This window comes from Paenibacillus sp. FSL H7-0326 (assembly GCF_001955535.1).
Classification (GTDB): Bacteria; Bacillota; Bacilli; order Paenibacillales; family Paenibacillaceae; genus Paenibacillus; species Paenibacillus shunpengii.
On record NZ_MPVN01000005.1, the window covers coordinates 327,401 to 347,831 of the forward strand.

At 47.7% G+C, this 20,431-nt stretch carries 18 protein-coding genes and 1 riboswitch; of the genes, 12 read left to right on the forward strand and 6 right to left on the reverse strand.

Annotated features, from left to right (window positions below; translation table 11 throughout):
* Positions 1-10: 10 nt before the first annotated feature.
* Complete coding sequence (locus BK126_RS22935; protein ID WP_083656114.1) at positions 11-1,303, reverse strand: sugar ABC transporter substrate-binding protein; 1,293 nt, start codon at positions 1,301-1,303, stop codon at positions 11-13.
* Between the two features lie 591 nt (positions 1,304-1,894).
* Here BK126_RS22935 and BK126_RS22940 point away from each other — a divergent pair.
* Positions 1,895-2,932, forward strand: coding sequence for a LacI family DNA-binding transcriptional regulator (locus BK126_RS22940; RefSeq protein WP_076314856.1), 1,038 nt, complete (start codon positions 1,895-1,897; stop codon positions 2,930-2,932).
* A 235-nt stretch (positions 2,933-3,167) separates the two neighbouring features.
* On the opposite strand, the gene BK126_RS22945 is transcribed toward BK126_RS22940, so the two are convergent.
* Both BK126_RS22945 and BK126_RS22950 read right to left on the reverse strand, forming a co-directional pair.
* The gene (locus BK126_RS22945) at positions 3,168-3,431 is read right to left on the reverse strand and encodes a hypothetical protein (protein WP_076314857.1); all 264 of its coding nucleotides are present in this window, start codon (positions 3,429-3,431) and stop codon (positions 3,168-3,170) included.
* The gene (locus BK126_RS22950; protein ID WP_083656116.1) at positions 3,383-3,721 is read right to left on the reverse strand and encodes an RNA polymerase sigma factor; all 339 of its coding nucleotides are present in this window, start codon (positions 3,719-3,721) and stop codon (positions 3,383-3,385) included. The genes BK126_RS22945 and BK126_RS22950 overlap by 49 nt, the downstream gene beginning before the upstream one ends.
* A 328-nt stretch (positions 3,722-4,049) precedes the next feature.
* Here BK126_RS22950 and BK126_RS22955 point away from each other — a divergent pair, with 328 nt between their 5' ends.
* Positions 4,050-5,135, forward strand: a complete 1,086-nt coding sequence (locus tag BK126_RS22955) for a hypothetical protein (protein WP_305954051.1) — start codon at positions 4,050-4,052, stop codon at positions 5,133-5,135.
* Positions 5,136-5,299: 164 nt separating this feature from the next.
* Here BK126_RS22955 and BK126_RS22960 read toward each other — a convergent pair whose 3' ends face one another.
* The 3 genes from BK126_RS22960 to serS form a co-directional block, all read right to left on the reverse strand.
* A complete protein-coding gene (locus BK126_RS22960; RefSeq protein WP_445321911.1) occupies positions 5,300-7,549 on the reverse strand; it encodes a bifunctional 2',3'-cyclic-nucleotide 2'-phosphodiesterase/3'-nucleotidase in 2,250 nt (749 codons plus the stop codon).
* Between the two features lie 389 nt (positions 7,550-7,938).
* Positions 7,939-8,355, reverse strand: coding sequence for a pyridoxamine 5'-phosphate oxidase family protein (locus BK126_RS22965; RefSeq protein WP_076314860.1), 417 nt, complete (start codon positions 8,353-8,355; stop codon positions 7,939-7,941).
* A gap of 88 nt (positions 8,356-8,443) precedes the next feature.
* Complete coding sequence (gene serS / locus BK126_RS22970; protein ID WP_076314861.1) at positions 8,444-9,727, reverse strand: serine--tRNA ligase; 1,284 nt, start codon at positions 9,725-9,727, stop codon at positions 8,444-8,446.
* A 378-nt stretch (positions 9,728-10,105) separates the two neighbouring features.
* Positions 10,106-10,225: riboswitch (TPP riboswitch) on the forward strand.
* A 228-nt stretch (positions 10,226-10,453) separates the two neighbouring features.
* Here serS and BK126_RS22975 point away from each other — a divergent pair.
* The 10 genes from BK126_RS22975 to BK126_RS23020 all read left to right on the forward strand — a co-directional run bounded on the left by BK126_RS22975 (position 10,454) and on the right by BK126_RS23020 (position 20,425).
* Entirely contained in the window at positions 10,454-11,461 is a 1,008-nt protein-coding gene (locus tag BK126_RS22975; RefSeq protein WP_076314954.1) for an ABC transporter substrate-binding protein, read from the forward strand.
* A gap of 27 nt (positions 11,462-11,488) precedes the next feature.
* Positions 11,489-11,782, forward strand: a complete 294-nt coding sequence (locus tag BK126_RS22980; protein ID WP_076314862.1) for a thiamine-binding protein — start codon at positions 11,489-11,491, stop codon at positions 11,780-11,782.
* A complete protein-coding gene (locus BK126_RS22985; protein WP_076314863.1) occupies positions 11,779-12,552 on the forward strand; it encodes an ABC transporter permease in 774 nt (257 codons plus the stop codon). Before BK126_RS22980 ends, BK126_RS22985 begins: the two co-directional genes overlap by 4 nt.
* Before the next feature lie 51 nt (positions 12,553-12,603).
* A complete protein-coding gene (locus BK126_RS22990) occupies positions 12,604-13,422 on the forward strand; it encodes an ABC transporter ATP-binding protein (protein ID WP_076314864.1) in 819 nt (272 codons plus the stop codon).
* 24 nt (positions 13,423-13,446) lie between these two features.
* A complete protein-coding gene (locus BK126_RS22995) occupies positions 13,447-14,253 on the forward strand; it encodes a TatD family hydrolase (protein WP_076314865.1) in 807 nt (268 codons plus the stop codon).
* A 306-nt stretch (positions 14,254-14,559) separates the two neighbouring features.
* Positions 14,560-16,350: a sensor histidine kinase gene (locus tag BK126_RS23000; RefSeq protein WP_256209807.1), complete on the forward strand. Its 1,791-nt coding sequence runs from the start codon at positions 14,560-14,562 to the stop codon at positions 16,348-16,350.
* Positions 16,325-17,116 (forward strand): response regulator transcription factor, encoded by a 792-nt coding sequence (locus tag BK126_RS23005; protein WP_076314867.1) that lies wholly within the window; start codon positions 16,325-16,327, stop codon positions 17,114-17,116. The genes BK126_RS23000 and BK126_RS23005 overlap by 26 nt, the downstream gene beginning before the upstream one ends.
* A gap of 155 nt (positions 17,117-17,271) precedes the next feature.
* Positions 17,272-18,558, forward strand: coding sequence for an ABC transporter substrate-binding protein (locus BK126_RS23010; RefSeq protein ID WP_076314955.1), 1,287 nt, complete (start codon positions 17,272-17,274; stop codon positions 18,556-18,558).
* Positions 18,559-18,651: 93 nt separating this feature from the next.
* Complete coding sequence (locus BK126_RS23015) at positions 18,652-19,533, forward strand: carbohydrate ABC transporter permease (protein ID WP_076314868.1); 882 nt, start codon at positions 18,652-18,654, stop codon at positions 19,531-19,533.
* 13 nt (positions 19,534-19,546) lie between these two features.
* Positions 19,547-20,425, forward strand: a complete 879-nt coding sequence (locus BK126_RS23020) for a carbohydrate ABC transporter permease (RefSeq protein ID WP_076314869.1) — start codon at positions 19,547-19,549, stop codon at positions 20,423-20,425.
* Positions 20,426-20,431 lie beyond the last annotated feature (6 nt).

A 20,431-nucleotide genomic window follows, 5' to 3' on the forward strand; every position in this document is an offset into this window, starting at 1 on the left:
AATCTACGTATTAAGAACCTGTTTGAATGTTGCTCTTCATTTGTTCTACCATGCTGTCCATCGCTGCTTTAGGATCTTTGTTGTTATTCCACAGCTCGGACAGAGCTGCTTCCATTGGGGACCAGAATTGTGCCATAGCCGGAATGGAAGGCATCGGAATAGAATTCTCGAATTGTGTAAGGAAGGCGGATGCAATCTCATCGCTCTTCACCGCTTCACTTGCTGCAGCTTCTGTATTTGCAGGAAGCGCACCTGTCATTTCAAAGTTCTTCGTTTGGTTCTCAGCATTTGTAATATAGTCAGCGAACAGTTTAGCCGCATTCGGGTACTTCGTATTTGCATTTACAAAATAGCTCTTCACGCCAGAGAACGGCTTCATCGGCTCACCATTAGGCAGGTTAGGATATACGCCAACTCCGAGATTAGCTACACCTTCCTTCAGAGAACCCACATCCCAAGGACCTGATACGTTCATCGCCAGCTTGCCTTCAGTGAACAAGGATTTACGGATGTCACCATTAATGTTGGAGGAATTAAGCGGCAGGATTTCTTTCAGACTTTGCAGGAAAGTCGCTGCTTCAATTCCTTGCTCATTGTTCAAGCCGATATCTGTAGGATCTGTACCATCACTTCCAAATACATAAGAACCATATCCGCCAAAGAACGGGAACGCGTTATAACCATTACCTACATCCCACATAATTGCGAATTTATTGCTCTTCGTATCATTAAAAGTGCTTGCAAACTCCTTCACACCATCCCAGTCAGCAGGAACAGCATCAATCAGATCTTTGTTGTAGAATACAGCCGTTGTTTCAACCGATTTGGGATAACCATATAAAATTCCGTCATATGTCAGAGCATTAACAGCCACTTCGCTGTTTCTCGCTTTGGTCTCTTCTTCAAACCAGTCATTTGGCATAATAACCCCTGCAGTAACCCCTTGACCAATCTGATCATGTACGCCTGCGAATACGTCAGCGCCTACACCAGCAGGTCCGTCCGTTACCATCTGGCTCATTGCCTTGTCAGCTCCAAGCTCAGTGAAGGTGACTTTGACTCCATGCTTCTCTTCAAATGCTTTCGCCACTTCTTCGATAAATGCTTTTTGATCGCCGCCATCCCATACGGTAAGCTCAGCGCCTTCTTCAGGAAGCAGCTCCTCTACTTCAGCAGGTGGTGTCTCTGCCCCAGGTGCTGGTTCAGTTTCGGCCGGTGCATTGTTACCGGTGCCGCATGCAGCCAAAAAGACCGTCATGGCAAGCGAGAGTGTCATAAAGCTAAATTTTTTACCTTTTTTCATGTGTAAATCATCCCTTCCCCTTTTTGTTCTGCATGCGCTTAACCCGATCAAGCCCCTGTTCAGAATTTTTTGGATTTCATACAAATGTTTGCGTTTTTGTTAATCTAGAAATTGTGCAAACGTTTGTCCCAATCGTAAGCATTTTCCTCTTTCAATAGGCACTTGACTCAAATTTCAGAGGTTATTGATAAGTTTCAGGTTAAGTAAGCGCTTTATCAGCAAGCTAATCATAACCGAGAATTCAAATTTGTTAAAACGTTTGCATAGATCGTTTTCAGCCAAATTTACTCATTTTAGTCATACTTTCACCTTGTTATCTTCATTATACGTTCCTATACTTCTATTTACTTGATTTATTACTATTTATACTTGTAAAACCTAGGTATTTTATACCAAAAATTTTTATTATGCCTTGATCAAGGGTAAATATATGGTGTGAGTTTCTAGGATTTATTACGTGGTATGTATTAAATCGACTTAATTTTGATGATGATCTCCACAGCGGGCAAAAAAATCTCATTTACAAACATGCAATTCATGGATTAACATAATCGGTAAAACGCAAACGTTTCCATGGAGGAGGTGAAATAAATGGCGGTAACGATCAAAGACGTGGCAAAGATGGCAGGGGTATCACCATCCACGGTATCCCGTGTCCTGTCTGGGCACCCGAGAATCAGCCAGAAGACAGCCAGTAAGGTTCGTACGATCATGACGGAGCTGGGTTATCATCCGAACATGATGGCAAAAAGCCTCGTATCCAAAACAACCAAAAGTATTGGTGTCATTTTACCCAAACCGGCAGAAGAGCTGTTCCTTAACACCTTCTTTATGGAGCTTATTCGTGGGATTGTATCCCAGGCCAACAAGTCAGGCTACGATATTGTGATCAGCTCGGGAGCCAATGAGCAGGAGGAAGTCGAAGCTGTTGGAAGACTGGTCCATGGCGGACGAATTGACGGTGCGGTACTGCTTCACTCCAGGCAAAATGATCCCGTTGTAGAATATTTGCATAATCTGGACTTCCCATTTGTACTTGTGGGACGTAATGAACAGTATCAGGATGTATTATCGGTCGATACGGACAATGTACAGGCTGCCTATGATGCAACCCGTCATCTCATATCCTTCGGCCATGAACGAATAGGCTTTGTCAGCGGTCCAAAGAACCTCATTGTATCCAAAGACCGGATGAAGGGCTATAAGAAAGCCATGCATGAAGCGGGGCTCTCTACCAAATCCGAATGGATTGTCGAGGATGATTTCCTGCAGGAGAGCGGGTACCGTGCCATGTCATTTTTCATGACGCTTCCCGAACGCCCAACCGCCCTTGTCGTCATTGATGATGTGGTGAGCTTCGGTGTTCTTCGCGGGTTAAATGAATTAGGCTATAAGGTTCCTGAGGACTTATGTATTGTCAGCTTTAACAATAATGCAGTCTCGGAGCTGTACAGCCCTCCACTGAGCAGTGTAGACATCGGGATATACCATCTTGGATATGTGGCATCACAGGCACTCATCCAGGCGATTCAAGGAGATGACAAGTCGCTGTTCTGCAAGCGCCACATCATTCCACACCGATTAATGGTTAGACAATCCTCCATGCACAATGTGATGAGAACCACATAATGATGTGTTGAAATTTGCGAAACAAATGAAGCCCTACCCAAAGAATCGGCTTCGGTTCAAACGTTTGCATAAGGTTAACAACTTATTATTAATATTGAAATAGCGACATATGAGCAAACAACATTATTTGCACTATTTTACTAATAGTAGCACAAAAAATAGTGTACCCGCAGTCCTCCCGGGCAGCGGGTAATTCGTGCAACAAATAACTACCATAATGACTAAACTTCCTCCTCTACTCCTTCTCTTCCGAGCCTTTCTTCTCGTTACGCTCCTCTTCATACTGGGTGCTGTTTCTGATCAGCTCAATTAATTCGAGCTTCATACTTTGCAGCGCATCCTCCTTGGGCATCGGAATATACCGGCTTAAGAGCCGCATATCTTCTTCGAACATCTCGATAATGCGGGCCATACTCTCTTCATCTCCTTGCTTAACTCCTGCCACGAGCCTTAGGAACTCATTCTCTGGGATATGCTCTGGATCGATTTTCTTTTCCATTTGTTCACCGCCTGCTGGCTTATATTCATTCGTTTGGATATTTCTGCTTCACTGTGACCTTCTATATAGAACAACCGGACCACTCGCTTGCCTGTCTCGGAGGGAATCAGCCCCAGCAGATATTCAACGTACAGCTTCGAGTCGACTTCCTGCTCAGGAGAGCTTGCATACAAATGCACATGCTCCAGCATGATAGGTATCTCCCTGCGGCGCTCCGAGCGGGCCCGATAACCAAGACGCCAAGCGATACGTTTAAGCTCCTGTTGATAATACTGAACGGTCTGAACCATATTCATACCACCTTTCGATTTAGAAAAACAAGAACATGTGTTCTTATTTTTATGCACATTATAATCGATCCCCCTCTTTCTTCCAAGTCCCAAAAATAGAGTTCTAATCTCCTACCGCTTGAGTGTACAGCTGCTTGGCTGTTCTTTCTTGAATTTTCGCCATATCCTCGATGTAGAAAAATGTTTTAAAACTTTTTTTGTGTAATAGGTTGTAAAAAGAACGGTTAAATCTCCTTTATAAGTGAAAACAAATTCATAGCTCATTGCAAAAGGTACTATGAAATTGTTTCAAGGAACAACAAAAAAACATTGTAGGAGGATGAACATAATGAGCTGCAAACAAACCAATCTGCCTGTAAAAACTTTAACTGTACCGGGGAACATCAACATCGATATCGCTTCGGCTTCAAGAGGAGACGAACGACGTTTAATGGTGAGTGACAACCCCGAAACTCTGACTGCCGAGAGCTTCCCGGTCGAATTCGGAACACTGTGGCATGATGTTGTCCAAACATCAAAACGTTCCATGAAGCATCGTATATTTGGATGGCACTACAATCGCACGGGTGCTCCCGTTAAGCTGGGTGTTACGATTGAGAATAAAGACAAGGAACGGATTGAAGTACGTCATATTGAGAGAGATCTAATCCTCGGACCGTCTACGGTCAGCTGGATTATAGATGTTGGGCAATGCATTGCTAAATCCTGCCTTGGCGGAACACTTGACCGGATCAAGCCCGTTGATCATCACAAATTTGGAACTGGGGTTGCACTCATCGAGGAATTTATTGTAGAGGAGGATGTACTCGCGGGATTTATCTATGAGTTCACAGTGGAGCATGCGGATGGAAAGGGAAGTCAGGATTATGAGATTCGTACCGTCGCATCCAAACTGCTGGACAAGGATCTGCGTGAAATTACGACGGAGCCTGTACCTCCACGCCCAGCGCCTCAAGCACATCCTCGCGGCAGCTGGACATTCTCTGAAACAGATGCCGTTACCCCTGTATACCGGATAGGACAAAGTGCGAACTACCGCACATGTGCAGGAACCAAGCTCACGGGAGAAGCGCCCGCTGACCTGCTGTTTACCGCCGAGAATAGTACATTGCCGAACTCACTGACGAATCGCGGACAATTTGGTGCTGTCTATCAGGTGACCATTCCCATTCTGAATGAGACGGACAGTGAAGCGTCCGTACGTATACGTGTCAATCCTCGAGGCGGGGCCTTTGCTGGAGCTGCCCTGATTGATGGCAAGACCTATGGAATTCCGCTGCTGCGTAACAACACCCAGCTCAGCCCGATCGCGGATATTACGGTTCCGCCGGGTGAGAGCTCCTACAGCTTCAAATACATGACGGCAGGCAGTGCAAGCACGCCGCTTGGCATCTACGTAACCACCATTGTCTAGTTCAATGTCTAAGTGTGCCGATCGACGCATCTGAACAGAGATCAACACATCTACGTTCAAGCACTGCTCTTCCTCAATAGAAATCCTCCCACACACAAAAAAACGTACCCGCTGGCCAGCTCCTGGCTCCTGCGGGTACGTTTCCTTAGTTTCATTTCTGCATCTTACGATGCAGGAATAATAATTTTTTGACCTATTTGCAGCTGATGCACATTGCTTATTTTATTTGCCTTGGCGATTGCATTCCAATCAACGCCATATTTCAGACCAATTCGGTACAGGTTGTCCCCTTTCTTGATGACATACACCCGTTCCTTGCCCGCTTCCGGTTTCACAGGCTTAGGCTCCGGCTTCGGTGCTGGAGTTGTCGGTTTTGGTTTCGCCGGCGTCTCTTCCGCTTCCGGCTCTTGAGCTTCTGGAGCGGCCGTGTCTGTACCGCCGGATAAATCTAGGGAATACTTGCCGAAGCCATCCTTATTGTCACCAAGATAAGTCATTGCCCCGCTTAACTTCGCATCGGCAGTAACTATGCTGCTGGCTGCAGGAGAGGTATTGAAGATAATTTCCGGCGTACCGGATACCTTGGCGAATGACCAGTTTCCATCAGCAGACGGGTTAATCGTCTTGTTCTGTGCAATATAGTCAATAATGACTTGACGGCTCTCATCTGGAGCAGCCATAATAATACGCTTGCCGTCCGGATTTGCCAACTTGCTGGAGCCTGCACGATAGTTATTTGTCGCTACAATAAATTTTTGCTCAGGATCGATTGCTTTGCCTTCGTATTTCAGGTTCTTGATCCGGTTTGAAGAGGCACTCACGACGTTGCCTTTGCTGTCATATTTCGCTGGCTCCGTCACATCAATCTCGTAGGTTACACCATCAATGACATCATAATTGTATGTCGGGAAGTCAACATTCACGAGTTCCTGCTCTCCACTCTTAGATGGATCAATGGTATTGAACTGTCCTGCGGACCATTCCAGCCATTCCTTCACTTCCGCTCCAGTCAGCTCAACTGCATGAACGGTATTAGGGTATACATATAGGTCAGCGACATTCTTAATTGCGATTGTACCTGCCGGAATATCTGTATAATAGTCCGGGCCCATGCGTCCGCCTGCCTTAAATGGAGCCCCTGCGGACAGAACTGGAATTCCCTCATACTCTGTGCCTTTTAGCTTGTTCTCAACATACCATTTCTGTGCATTGGTTACGATTTGAATGGATGGATCATCCTGTACCAGTGCAAAATAACTCGTGATCGGCGCGGTCGTTTCCCCTACCGGACCTCGCACGTATTCCACAGTTGCTTCGTGTTCCGCTTGTACCGCTGCCGCTATTTCTTCATCTAATGCTGCAAGCGATTTAGCATTGGCTGAATCGTAGATTGGACGGGATACGGCTGCCGAATTGACGACCTCCCATTCTCCATTCACCTGCGTAAGCTCCAGATCAATGACTCCAAGATTATCTCCCCAAGCTCCCGGCTCAACGGCTGCGACACCATTAATCGTGCCTTTCTCCAGATCAACGCCCTTCATTCCTTCAAAAGCAGCACTAGGGAATATCTTATGGGCATGTCCGAACAGAATCGCGTCGATACCTTCGACCTCACTTAGCGGAAGCACAGCGTTCTCCGCCATATCTGCTGGTGGATTCTCATCATAGCCCGTATGTGCCAGAGCTACGATCAGATCAGCCCCTGCCGCCTCAATCTCGGGTATGAACTTCTCAGCTGTTTTGACAATGTCCTTGGTGATGACTTTGCCTGTTAGGTATGCGCTGTCCCATTGCATAATTTGAGGAGTAACAAGACCGATGACCCCGACCTTGAGCGTGTGCTCCTTACCTGACTCATCCGTTACTTTCTTCTCAATAATCTCATACGGTTTATAATAATTCACATCATTGCTCTCATCCTTATCGCCGTCATCCTTGTAGATGTTAGCATTCACATAAGGGAAGTCTGCCCCTTTTAGCACCTGATCAAAAAACTCCAGTCCATAGTTGAACTCATGATTCCCAGGAGTTGCCGCATCATAATCAAGCAGATTCATTGCTTTATATACCGGATGGACCTCGTCCCCCTTCAGCGGCTTAACCTTGGCTACATAATCACCCAGCGGCGTGCCTTGAATGAGATCCCCATTGTCAAACAGCATGCTGTTCTTCGCTTCACCGCGTGCTTGCTTGATCAGCGTTGCCGTTCTTGCCAGACCATAGGTCTCAATGGCTTTATCCGTATAGTAATCATAGTCTATCAAGTTGGCATGAATATCTGTCGTTTCGAGAATACGAAGCTTAACCTTCGCGGCTTCCTCTGCGGAGACCGGTTGTCCTGGAATGGCAAAGAGCTGAAACAACAGGGCTGCCGTTGTCATCCCTGCCAATAATGTATTCCTCTTCTTCAAATGTACCCCTCCTGTATTAGGTCCTTCTTTACCCTTGCCACAGTTGCTGTCATCAAGCCTGACGACTGGAAGAAATAAACTGCTAAATGATATTTTATACCAATAATTAGATGTGTTAAAGAGAGAAGTTTTTGATCAGTGCACAATATTTATACTTATTTTTATGAAAAACACACAAAAATGACTTTATCCTACAATGAGTAAGTAATGTAATTTGACATCACGATGTCGGTTATTTATGTATTTTGTCCCTGTACCCCTATCCATCCTGAGTCATCATCAAACAAAAAGAAAAGCAAGAGAAGCTCCGTACCGCCTCCCTTGCTCTTCCATCAATACTCATATGGTCCTCTGCTGCTTAATGATCGCTGATCATACACCCCACCAAATTACGCTTCCCATACCTGCAATTCCTGACCCTTGCCCGTATACTCAATCCGTTTAGGCGTGATATCCAGGATGACGTAATTGGGATCATCAGGTCCTGTGAACCATTTTTCCATATTGTTATTCCACAGCTGCTTACGGAGTTCACCATTACGGCTCACTTCTGCTGTACCTTCAATCTCCAGCAGATCCTTCGTTCCACCTGATTCGTATCCAAGCAGCAGGCTGACATTCGGATTATCTTCAAGCTCCTCAACCTTGTGGGTACAACGGTTGGTCGCCATATAAATGCTCAGACCGTCATTATAGACAGCCATATATCTTGCCTTCGGCTTACCGCCTTCCACCGTTGCAAGTGAGCAATATGGGTTGTCCTCGATAGCTTGTATAATATGTTGTTCAAGATCTGTTTTATTCATCGCACTTCAGGTCTCCTTTCAAAAATACACTCTATTATTAGTGTACCCTGCTCCTGAAAGTTGAACCCATGGATTATATAAGTAAAATCTATTGAACAGGAAGGAGTCTCTCTCGATTTCCCATGTAAGGACGGAGCGCCTTCGGTATATAAATGCTGCCATCCTCCTGCTGGTGATTCTCGAGAAGTGGAATCAGGATTCTTGGCGAGGCCACGGCCGTGTTGTTCAATGTATGGCAATACCTCAGATGACCTTCGTTATCCCGATAGCGGATATTAGAGCGGCGTGCCTGAAAATCATGCAGGTTCGACGACGAATGCGTCTCCCCATAGCTGCCCCGGCTAGGCATCCAGGTTTCAATATCGTACTGTTTATATGTCTTTTGCGACATATCGCCTGTGCACACTGCCACGACCTGGTATGGAAGCTCCAGCGCCTGAAGCAGCTCTTCTGCGTAGCCCGTTATTTCCTGGAGCACCTGCTCCGACACCTCCGGATCAGCCTCTGTTAGTACGACCATCTCTACTTTGGCAAACTGGTGCACCCGATAGAGCCCGCGCACATCACGTCCTGCAGAGCCTACTTCACTCCGAAAGCTTGTCGATACGGCCGCTAGCCGAACGGGTGCTGCCACTTCAATGACTTCCCCGGCATAATATGAGATGAGCGGAACCTCTGAAGTACCGATCAGGAATTTGTCCTCTCCTGCAAGCTCATAAGTCTGATCACGACCAGTTGGAAAAAATCCTGTGTTCTCCAGCGCCTCCTCCCGGACCATGATCGGCACCTCCATCGGCACGAAGCCGTGCTTCATCACGATATCCAGCGCAAGCTGCTGAACGGCGCGATGCAGCAGAACGCCGTCTCCCTTTAAATAGTAGCTGCGCGAGCCGCCAACCTTGACGCCACGTGGAGCATCAATGAGCTCATGGAGCTCTCCAAGTTCCATATGGTCCTTGATCGGGAACAGAGGATCACTGACCTCTCCGACCTGTCTTACAATGACATTATCCTTATCGCTCTGTCCTCTAGGCGTGTCAGGAGATACCATATTCGGGACGAGCAGCCGCAGCGCATTATAACGTTCCGTCACTTCGGCTAGCCTTGCTTCTGCTTTTTCAATCTGCCCATTCAACTGCCGCACTTCTTCACGGGCCGCTGCTGCCTCCTCCCGATTCCCCTCTCTCATCAGCTGTCCTATTCTCTCCGAATCCATATTTCGCTGTTGCCGGAGCTTCTCCACTTCCGTAATCAGCTCTCGACGTACATCATCACACGTCAGCAGCTCGTCTATAGATACATCTATCTTCTTCCAATCCGCTGCTTCCTGAACCTGTACAGCATGGTCCCTTATCCATTTCATATCCAGCATTGTCGTCACCCCTAAGTTAATTTGGTCAAGCTAAAAAAAACATAGAGCGCCCTCATCCGTTGGGACGAGGAGCGCTCTATGCTCGCGGTGCCACCCAATTTATTGAAGCAGACCTCATGCGGTCAGCATTAGGTTCCACTTCAATCACTTTGGTTCCGCGATAACGGGCGGTGCCGATTAACTTAGGGGAAGGCTAGCGCCTTCCCTTGGCGAGAATACCTCCGAGTTGGATGCTCTTCACAGGCATTTTTTCACGTTTTCAATTAAAGGTATTATAATTTAGACATTTCCATATGACAATGATTTTATTCTTGATTATGCTGTACTTTCCAGCCAAGGAGGGCTATAATTAGCTTCTGAAATGTCCTAAACTTCATATTCAACCTCAAGGGGTGCTGGGTTAGCCGGCTGAGATAGTATCCGTGAAAGCGTGTTAGATACGTACCCTTTAAACCTGATCTGGGTAATGCCAGCGTAGGAATGGAGAGAATTCGAGTGTGCTGTTCTATTTTACTGACAGCCCTTAGCCCTTACGTCTGCATGCGTCCCTTATCCGGGACGCTTTTTTTATTATGGTCGCAAGAATGCCATTGCACTCTATCCGATCTCCCTTATCAGTATGGCTGTCAAGGAAGCCTCAATTGAAATTATAGGAGTTATTATGGAAATTTCGTCAAGAATAGGGGTAATTGAAAAGGAGAGAGAAACGTGTACAAAAAGTTAGGAATGTTGTTGCTGGCGGTACTCATGATGATCATCACTGCCTGCGGCAATAGCGGCACATCGAATGAGGAATCTGGTGCAGGCGCGGAGGAGCCGGCAGCGAGCGATAGCCTCCGCGACATCAAGGTCGTCCTGGACTGGACGCCAAATACGAATCATACCGGCTTATATGCTGCAGTAAGTCAAGGCTTCTACGAGGAAGAAGGTCTGAATGTCGAGATTATTCAGCCCGGCCAGGCCGGTGCAGATACGATGGTCGCTTCCGGAGAGGTGCCTTTTGGCGTAAGCTATCAGGAAGGGGTCACCCAAGCACGGACACAAGGCGTGCCGATCGTATCCATTGCTGCTGTCATTCAGCATAATACTTCCGGCTTTGCAGCTCCTGCTGACCGTAATATTGAATCTCCGAAGGACTTCGAGGGTAAAACCTATGGAGGATGGGGCAACCCAATTGACTCAGCGGTTCTTGATACAATTATGGGTCTCGAAGGTGCGGATGTAAGCAAAGTGAACAATATAAACATGGGGGATGCAGATTTCTTCACCGCAACGAAGCGAGACATCGATTTTGCCTGGATCTTCTACGCCTGGACGGGTATTGAAGCCGAGCTTCGCGGGGAACCGATCGATATGTTCTACGTTAAAGACTATTCCGAGAAGCTGGATTACTATACACCTGTACTTATTACGAATGAGGCAACCATTGACGAGGATCCGGAGCTGGTCAAAGCCTTCATGCGCGCAACGACCAAAGGCTATGAATATACAATTGATCATCCGGAGGAAGCCGCGGCGATACTCAGCGAGGCCGTGCCTGACCTCGATAAAGAGCTTGTGCTTGAGAGTCAGAAATGGCTCAGTCCGAAATATCAGGATGATGCCGCTCGCTGGGGCGAGCAAAAAGCAGAGGTATGGCAGAACTATTCCGACTGGATGGTTGAGCACGAGCTGCTGGACCAGCCACTGGATGTCGAGAAAGCTTTTACGAATGAATTTCTGCCACAACAATAATTACTGAAGAAAGCGTTGGTGACCCATATGGCTCAAACATTGCTAAGTATTCAAGTCATTCCGAAGACACCGAATGGAGAAGATTCGATCCCTTATGTAGACCGTGCCATTGAAGTGATACAGCAATCCGGGGTGAAATATCAGGTCCATCCCCTTGAAACGACGCTGGAGGGCGAGCTTCCTGAGCTGCTCCAAATTGTGCAGAGAGTTCATGAGGTACTCGTTGAGGCTGGCAGCCCGAGCATTATTTCACAAATCAAGATTGCCCATTACCCAAGCGGAATCAGCATGGAAGGACTAACGGAGAAGTATCCATCATGAAGCGTGTTGTAAGAAGTGTGCTGCCGCCTGTCGCGGCGGTCATTCTCTTTTTGGCGGTATGGCAAATAGCCGTGCCGCTTTTTCACATTGAGAAGTGGATTCTGCCAAGTCCTGTTGATATTACCCGTGAAGCAGCTGCACAGGCTGCAAGTCTTACTGAACATACTTGGGCGACTGTACAGCTCACCCTGCTCGGCTTCGGCATTGGTGCTGCCATTGGTCTTCTGACAGCCATGGTGCTGCATCTGGTTCCATTTATGAAAACGGCCCTGTATCCATTGCTCATTCTTAGCCAGAATATACCTACGATTGCACTCGCACCGCTTCTGATGATCTGGTTCGGATTCGGTCTGCTGCCCAAGATCATCGTTATTACACTGGTCTGCTTCTTTCCGATCGCAGTATCTGCTATGGACGGACTGATGCAAACGGACCGCGCGATGCTGAGCTACATGAGAATGGCCGGGGCCAGCAAGGGGCAAATCTTCCGCAAGCTGGAAGTGCCTCACGCGCTCCCGTCCATCTTCTCAGGTCTCAAGATCGCAGCCACCTACAGCGTCATGGGTGCAGTCATCGCCGAATGGATCGGGACAGACAAGGGCATCGGCTATTATATGATGCTGCAAAAATCGGCCTATCGGACAGATCGGGTATTCGTCGCCATGGCTATCATCGTTCTCTTGAGCCTGCTCCTCTTCGCCATCATCGCTATGCTGGAGAGAGCACTCGTCCGCTATAAGACAGATGATCATAGAAAATCGGGTTCATAAGACGGTTTGAGTCGATGAATCTTGATCCAATTACGAAAGGAGGATATCCTAATGCATCCTTTATTAGAAGTGTCAGACATCCGCTTATCATTTCGTCAGAGAAAGCAGCAGCTTCATGTCCTTGATCACATATCACTTACGGTCGGCCAGGGTGAATTCGTCTCGATTATCGGACCCTCGGGCAGTGGAAAGAGCTCTTTATTTCAAATCATTGGCGGACTTCTACAGCCCGATGCAGGAACAATACGCCTGGATGGAGAAGTGGTAACAGGAACTCGTGGCAATATCAGCTATATGCCACAGCAGCCAGCCCTGCTCCCATGGCGGACCATCGCGGATAACATCAAGCTCGGCAGCGAGGTTGCCCCTGCTAAATTCCGCAGCAGACAAGGAGCAGATGACGACATTACCACGCAGCAATGGATTACTAAGGCTGGTCTGAGCGGCTTTGAAGATATGTATCCGCACAAGCTGTCAGGTGGAATGCAGCAGCGGGCTGCCTTTTTACGCGCGCTTTTAAGTCCACAGGAGCTTATGCTGCTCGATGAGCCGTTCAGTGCGCTGGATGCACTGACGAGAAGCGAGATGCAGGAGTGGCTGCTCGGAATATGGGAGCAATCGAAGCGTTCGGTGCTATTCATTACGCATAATATTGAAGAAGCGCTTCTGCTCTCAGATCGGATCTATGTATTTTCAAATCGCCCGGCAAACGTACTCCATGAGGTGAAGGTTCCATTCGTCCGTCCAAGACAGGAAGCGTTGACAGAGGACCCCCAATTCCTCCGCTTGAAGCGTGAAATATCTGAATGGATGCGGGAGGAAAGACGTAAACAGCCGGTGACTGCCGGCTCTTATCCGAACACGAAGTAAATCAAGCTAGGAGGTGATAAAGTAATGCAGCAGTCTGAAGAGGATTTAGCGCCTGTCATTGACTCGCATATTCACCTGGACCAGTATGAAGACGAGAAGCAGCCCTTGCGTCTGTCGTTCGCACAGCATCAAGTGGAGGCTGTAATTGCTGTATCCACCCATCTTGTCTCCTGCCAGAGAACGGAGAAATTAGCGGCCTCCTCTCCTTCAGTGATCTATCCTGCGTATGGATATCATCCTGAGCAGCCCGTCCCTTCTGAGTCGGAGCTAACAGCATTATTTGAGTGGATGGAAGAGCATCTGAACCACATGATCGCCGTAGGTGAAGTCGGCCTGCCCTACTACACGAGATTGGAAGCCGAAGCCGATGGTAAGTCTCTGGAGATGCAGCCTTACATCGATATGCTGGACAAGTTCATCGGGTTCGCCAAGAAGCACGATAAGCCGATCATTCTGCATGCAGTTTATGAGGATGCAGACATTGCCGTCGAGCTCTTGGAGTCTCATCGCTATGCCAAAGCGCATTTCCACTGGTTCAAGGGTGCAGAGCACACAGTCATGCGCATGGCGAAGAACGGATATTTCATCTCTTTTACACCAGACATCGTATATGAAAAAGAAATTCAGGATCTTGCCAGCATCTATCCTCACGAACAGATTATGGCAGAGACTGACGGCCCATGGCCTTTTGAAGGCCCTTTTGCTGCGCATAAAACACATCCCCGCATGGTCAAGGACGTAATCCGCGCTTGGTGTGATGTTACAGGAATGAAGCTGCAGGCAGCATTTGATTTATTTTATAACAATACCAAACGCTTCTATGGCATTTGAGACCCAAGTAGAAACAAGTCATGCATCTTACATATCAGCCTGCCCCTGAGGATTCAGGGGTTTTTTCAGCTTCATGCTGAAATGATCTTCTACATCTCTTTGTCCATTTCGTTCTCGTAATTCCCCTTTTCATGCAGCCATTATTTGAACTATTGTCGTAAACGCAGGAAAGAATTAAAATTTGAGAGCATGCAGCATATTGGCACAAGAAACAGCTGAAGGAATGGACCGTAACACATGCTCCGCTCACTTCCGTCTGATCTTATTCCATTTTGTCGCCTTCAAAAATGTAAGCACTTTCAAAAAATGAAAGGAAACGTGGATTATATGCTGGGCTCCCGTTACTTTAATACACTTCGCAGCCAAATATTTATAGGTTCTTTGATCGTTATGCTGCTCGTTCTCGGCTCCATCGCACTTATCGTATACAACCAAATATCTGTACTCCTCCGCAGCAACGCAGAGAGCCATATTCAGCAGACCGCTGTTCAGGCATCCGGCAAGCTGGATGTCCTTCTGAATCAGATTGAGAACTGGACATCCCAGGTGGCAACCGATGCCACTGTTCAGCGTGATCTGGCACTTGAGGCCGCAGGGCAGCACATCAGCTTCTCACAGCGGCAGCAGCTGCAGGAGGAGGTTCGCAAGCTTGAGGCGTATGCCACATCGATTCGTTCTATTGAAATATATACTGCCGATTATCGCAGAATGCTTCCGCTTGATGATGCGGAGCTTGATGATCGTGTGCCTGCGGGATGGATTACGAGGACGGATGAGGCTGAAGGCCGGCTTGTGTGGTTTGGCATTGATGCCAGAGATCCGGCCAGCGTTGTTGCCATTCGAAATATACGAATTATTAATCAATCCTACCAGGCGGCAGGATATGTCGTTGTTCGTATTGATAAGAGCTTCTTCCAGCTCACAGACAATGACTCCGGGAAGCTTGAATTCCTGAATTTGTTTGATCATGAAGGGAAGCCGATCTCCCTCGCAGCTATGCCAGGGGTGAGTCCTGATATCCATCTTCGGGAGCTGCAGTCCTCTGTAGAGCTGGATGGTGAGCCTTATATCACGGTTGAGCGGCAATCCGAGAAGACCGGCTGGAATCTCGTCATCTTGTCTCCTGCCGATTATCAGGCAGAGGGGATCAGCCTGCTACTCACCGTTATGATAGTTTCCGTGATCGGCGGGGCTTTGCTGTTCGTCATCCTCTCCTTCTTCCTGTCGACGATGATTACACAGCCCATTCTGAATATGATTAAGGTGATGAGGACCTCTAAGTTCGGCACGCTCAAACCTAGTAAGGTCACTTCCGCTACGCTTGAAATTCAAGAGCTAAGCAACACATACAATCAGATGGCGGACCGAATGAATGAGCTTGTTGAGGTCGTATATCAGAAGGAGATCCTGCAGAGCCGCACGGAGCTCAAAGCGCTGCAATCGCAGATTAATCCACACTTCCTGTTTAACACGCTGGAGGCACTGTACTGGGCTCTCGATGAAAAAGGAGAAGAAGAGCTTGGCGAGGTCGTCATTGCGATGTCCGGTCTGTTCCGGTATGTCATCAGCCGGGGCGATGATGACGAGTGGGTAACGATTGATGATGAGCTCAGCCATGTAGAACGTTATCTAACGATTATGGATATCCGCATGGGAGACAGACTCTCCTGGAGGATCACTTGTGACGAATCCATGAGATCTGTGCCGATCCCCAAGCTGCTGATCCAGCCGCTCGTGGAGAATGCCATTCTTCACGGACTGGAACAGCAAGTCGGTGCGGGAAGCATTGAAGTTCTCGTTGCTCCCTCCGACCGTGCGGGTTATATCGATGTCATGATCAAGGACAGCGGCCCCGGCATGAGCGAAGCGAAGCTTCGCTCCCTGTACACGGCTATGGAGGGGGGGCATTCCGCTTCCTCTAAGGGAACGGGCATCGGCATTGCCAACATCTACAGGAGACTAAAGCTCAGCTACAACCGGGAAGGAAGCGGACTTCACATTGCCAGCGATTTAGGCATAGGCACGGTTGTTACAATGACGATACCCAATGAACCAGGAGGTACTTTTTATCATGAAAAAGATACTTATCGTGGATGATGAGCCCAGAACGAGAGAAGGGATTCGCAAAACACTGGAATCCTGGTCTTCCGGGCAGCATGAGATTGAGACCTCGGCCAGTGCGGTGGAAGCCCTCGAGCGGCTTAAGATCAATAACGCGCATCTCGTCATTACGGATATTCGCATGCCCGAGATCAGCGGACTTGATCTGATTGAGCAGATTCATGACTCCCCCGTTCCACCCGTTGTCATTGTCATCTCAGGTCATGCTGAATTCGACTATGCACAGCGAGCGCTGAAATATGGTGTGGTGGAATATTTGCTCAAGCCGATTGACAAGAAGAAGCTGGTTTCTGCTGCAGAGCTTGCTCTTCAGCGTTATGAGGATCAGAACCAGATTAAGAAGATGAAGAAGCTCGTCGATCCGAAACTGATGGCTACCACGCAGGAAGAGCGCCAGTACAGCCTCCCTGTCCAGGAAGCGATTGATTATCTGGAGCAGCATTTGCATGAATCTGTCTCCTTACGCGATCTATCGGAGGTGCTCCACATGAACACAAGCTACCTGAGCGCCTTATTCAAGGAACAGACCGGGCTTACATTCAGTGATTATCTGACACGCAAGAGGCTTCAGCGGGCCAAGGAGCTGCTGCTAAATACCAGGCACTCTATCAATGAAATATCGGAGATGGTTGGATACCAGACCCCCAAATATTTTGTGAAAGTGTTCCGAACCGCCGAAAATGTAAGCCCCGGGAGATACAGACAGCACATGCTGGAGGGTTCAGAGGAAAAGATCCAATAAAAGTGGTATTTAACCCAAAACCTGTTACGTTATGCGCTTACAAAAGCTTTGCTACAATTCAACATAGAGACAAATAAAGCGGTTTCAATAACCGACTTAGATCATAAAGCAAAGGGGATGTAAACGTGTTTAAGACAAAAAAGAAGTGGTCATTCATGGCTGTGACTCTCTGCTGTGCTATCGCACTTGCAGGCTGTGGAAACAGTGAATCCGGCGGTAGTGCAGAAGGAACAGATGGCGGAGATAAAACAACGATTAATTTCATGCACTTGTGGCCGGAAGGCGTGTCTGCCGGACAGAACAAGATCGTAAATCAAATCATAGAAGACTACCAGACAGAGAACCCGGATATCACCATCAAGACAGAGGTTCTCGATAACGAACAATACAAGAATAAGCTTAAGGTCCTCTCTGCTTCCAATGAATTACCCGATGTCGGCATTACTTGGGCAGCAGGCTTCATGACACCTTACGTCGAAGGCGGATTGTTTACCCCTATTGATGATCTGCTTGACGGCGAGCTGAACGGCAAGTTCGTAGAAGGAACGACCGAAGCCTTCAACATTGACGGCAAGACGTACGGACTTCCACTGGAGTTTAATATTACACCTGTGTTCTATAACAAAGCGATCTTTGAGCAGTATGGACTCGAGACTCCGCAAACCTATGAAGAACTAAAGACAATCATTTCGACCCTTACCGAAAATGGAGTAGCTCCGATTGCACTGGGGAATAAGGACCGCTGGACGGGGTCACTGATTTATATGTTCCTTGCTGAACGCTTTGGCGGACAAGAAGCACTCGCCAGCGCCATTAATGGAGAAGGCTCCTTCACAGACGAAGGCCTGACAAAAGCGGCGGCAGAAGTACAGTCCCTTGTAGACAGCAATGCATTTATTAAAGGCTTTAACGGCCTGTCTAATGAAGAAGCCAAATCAGAGTTCCTGAACGGCAATGCAGCCATGTACATCATGAGCACATGGGAGCTTCCTAATTTTACAACGAATGAAGAAATTCCGCAGGAGTTCCGCGACAGCGTAGGATTCTTCAAGTTCCCTGAAGCCGAAGGCGGTAAAGGAAATGTGGACAGCTGGGTTGGCGGCCCTGGGGTTGGACTCTTCGTGTCGGAGAATTCAGAGGTCAAGGATGAAGCGAAGAAATTCGTCGAATACTTTGTATCCCAATGGGGTGAGCAATCCGTAACCGGTGCAGGCGTAATTCCTGCAACCAAGGTTGATACAGCATCACTTGAGCTTCCTCAGCTGTATATCGACCTGTTCAATGAAATGAACAAAGCAACCAGCATCACCTTGTATGCCGATGTGCAGATGCAGGCATCTGCTGCAGAGACGCATCTGAATCAAATCCAGGCATTGTTCGGCAAGGCCGTGACTCCTGAAGTATTCGCGGAAGAGCATGACAAAGCCATTTCCGGAAACTAACCAAACACAGCTTAGAATAATCACATAACAGGTGAACTGGCCCGGTCCTGTACCGGGTCAGCTCGTTATATAACGGAAAGGAGTTTGATTCCTATGGACAAAGTGATGTCTAACAAGAAAATCATTGCCCTATACGTGCTTCCAGCCCTGCTGCTGATCTTAACGCTTGTATATATTCCGATCATCTTGACCGGCTATTATGGTCTGCATGAGTGGAACGGCATTGGTGCCATGAAATTTATTGGATTCGATAATTATGCTAATCTGCTTCAAGATAAAACGTTTTGGGATAGTGCCTGGCACTCCCTGCTGCTTGCGATATTCTCCGGCCTGAGTCTCCTTGTCTACTTGGCTGTGGCGATGGTCGTGGCGGGACGCATCAAAGGAGCCAATCTATTCCGCAAAATTTATCTTGTGCCAATGCTCCTGTCATCGGTTGCAATTGCACAGCTATGGCTTCGGATGTACCATCCAACAAACGGTGTCATTAACAGCTTCTTAACCTCTATAGGCATTGATAACCCTCCTGCATGGCTGGCAGAGCCTTCACTTGTACTGATTGCGCTCTTCATCCCGATTCTGTGGCAGTATGCAGGTTTTTATATCTTGATCTACTACTCTGCACTGAAGAATATCCCTACTTCACTTGAAGAAGCGGCCAAAATTGACGGTGCTACCGGAATTCAAATTGCACTAAGAATCAAGCTTCCGCTCATTATGGAAGTGATCAAGGTTACCATCGTGCTTTCTCTAGTCGGTTCCCTTAAATATTTCGATTTGATCTACGTCATGACAGGCGGCGGACCCAATGGTTCTAGTGAAGTTATGGCCTCCTATATGTACAGTGAGGCGTTCAAATCCTACGACTTCGGCTACGGCAGTGCCATCGGCTTCTTCCTGCTCATTATCTGTCTTGTCGTGACCTGGATCATTCGTAAGCTGACAGCGACGAAAGATACGATTCAATACTCATAAGGAGGTAACCTTCATGATGCACACATCTGCTCAGATCGGCGGTACCGTAAAGTCCGGGTCCAGCATACTGAGAAAAATCGGCTATGCGCTGCTGTACATTATTCTCATCGGCGTGGCCGCATTTCAGCTGTTCCCGCTGCTATGGCTGCTGCTCTTCTCGCTTAAAAATAATCAGGAGGTCTTCAACCTGCCTCCCCTATCCCTCCCGCAGAATCCGAAGTGGGAGAACTACGCAAAGGTCTGGAATTCAGGTAATATCGATGTCTATTTCTTCAACAGTGTCTGGATAACGGTCGCGGCAACGGTCATCACGGTCGTGCTTGGAAGCCTTGTGACCTTCGCCATTACACGGATGAAATGGAAAGGCAGCTCTCTAGTGCTCGGTCTGTTCATGGTTGCCATGATGATTCCCGTTCACTCTACGCTCATTCCATTGTTCAGCATGTTCAACAAGGTGGGTCTGACCGACCATCCGCTGTCACTGGTGCTCTCCTATGTTGCATTTAATATGCCGATCACCATCATGATCCTGTTAGGCTTCTATTATGCGCTGCCTAAGGAAGTGGAAGAGGCTGCTATCATTGACGGCTGCAGCGTGAACCGCATGTTCTTCCGCATTGTGCTGCCAATGACAAGCTCGGTTATTGCAACGACAGGCATTATTAACATGATCTATAACTGGAATGAGTTCATCTTCGTCAACACCTTTATCAGTTCAGATCATTACAAGACGCTTACGGTAGGCGTGCAGAACTTTATTGGACAATACACGACAGATTGGGGAGCCATCGGCGCTACGCTGATGATCAGCATTCTGCCCATCCTCATAGCCTATATGTTCCTTAGCGACCGGATCGTGGAAGGTATGGCGGCCGGAGCAGTAAAAGGTTAACGGTGA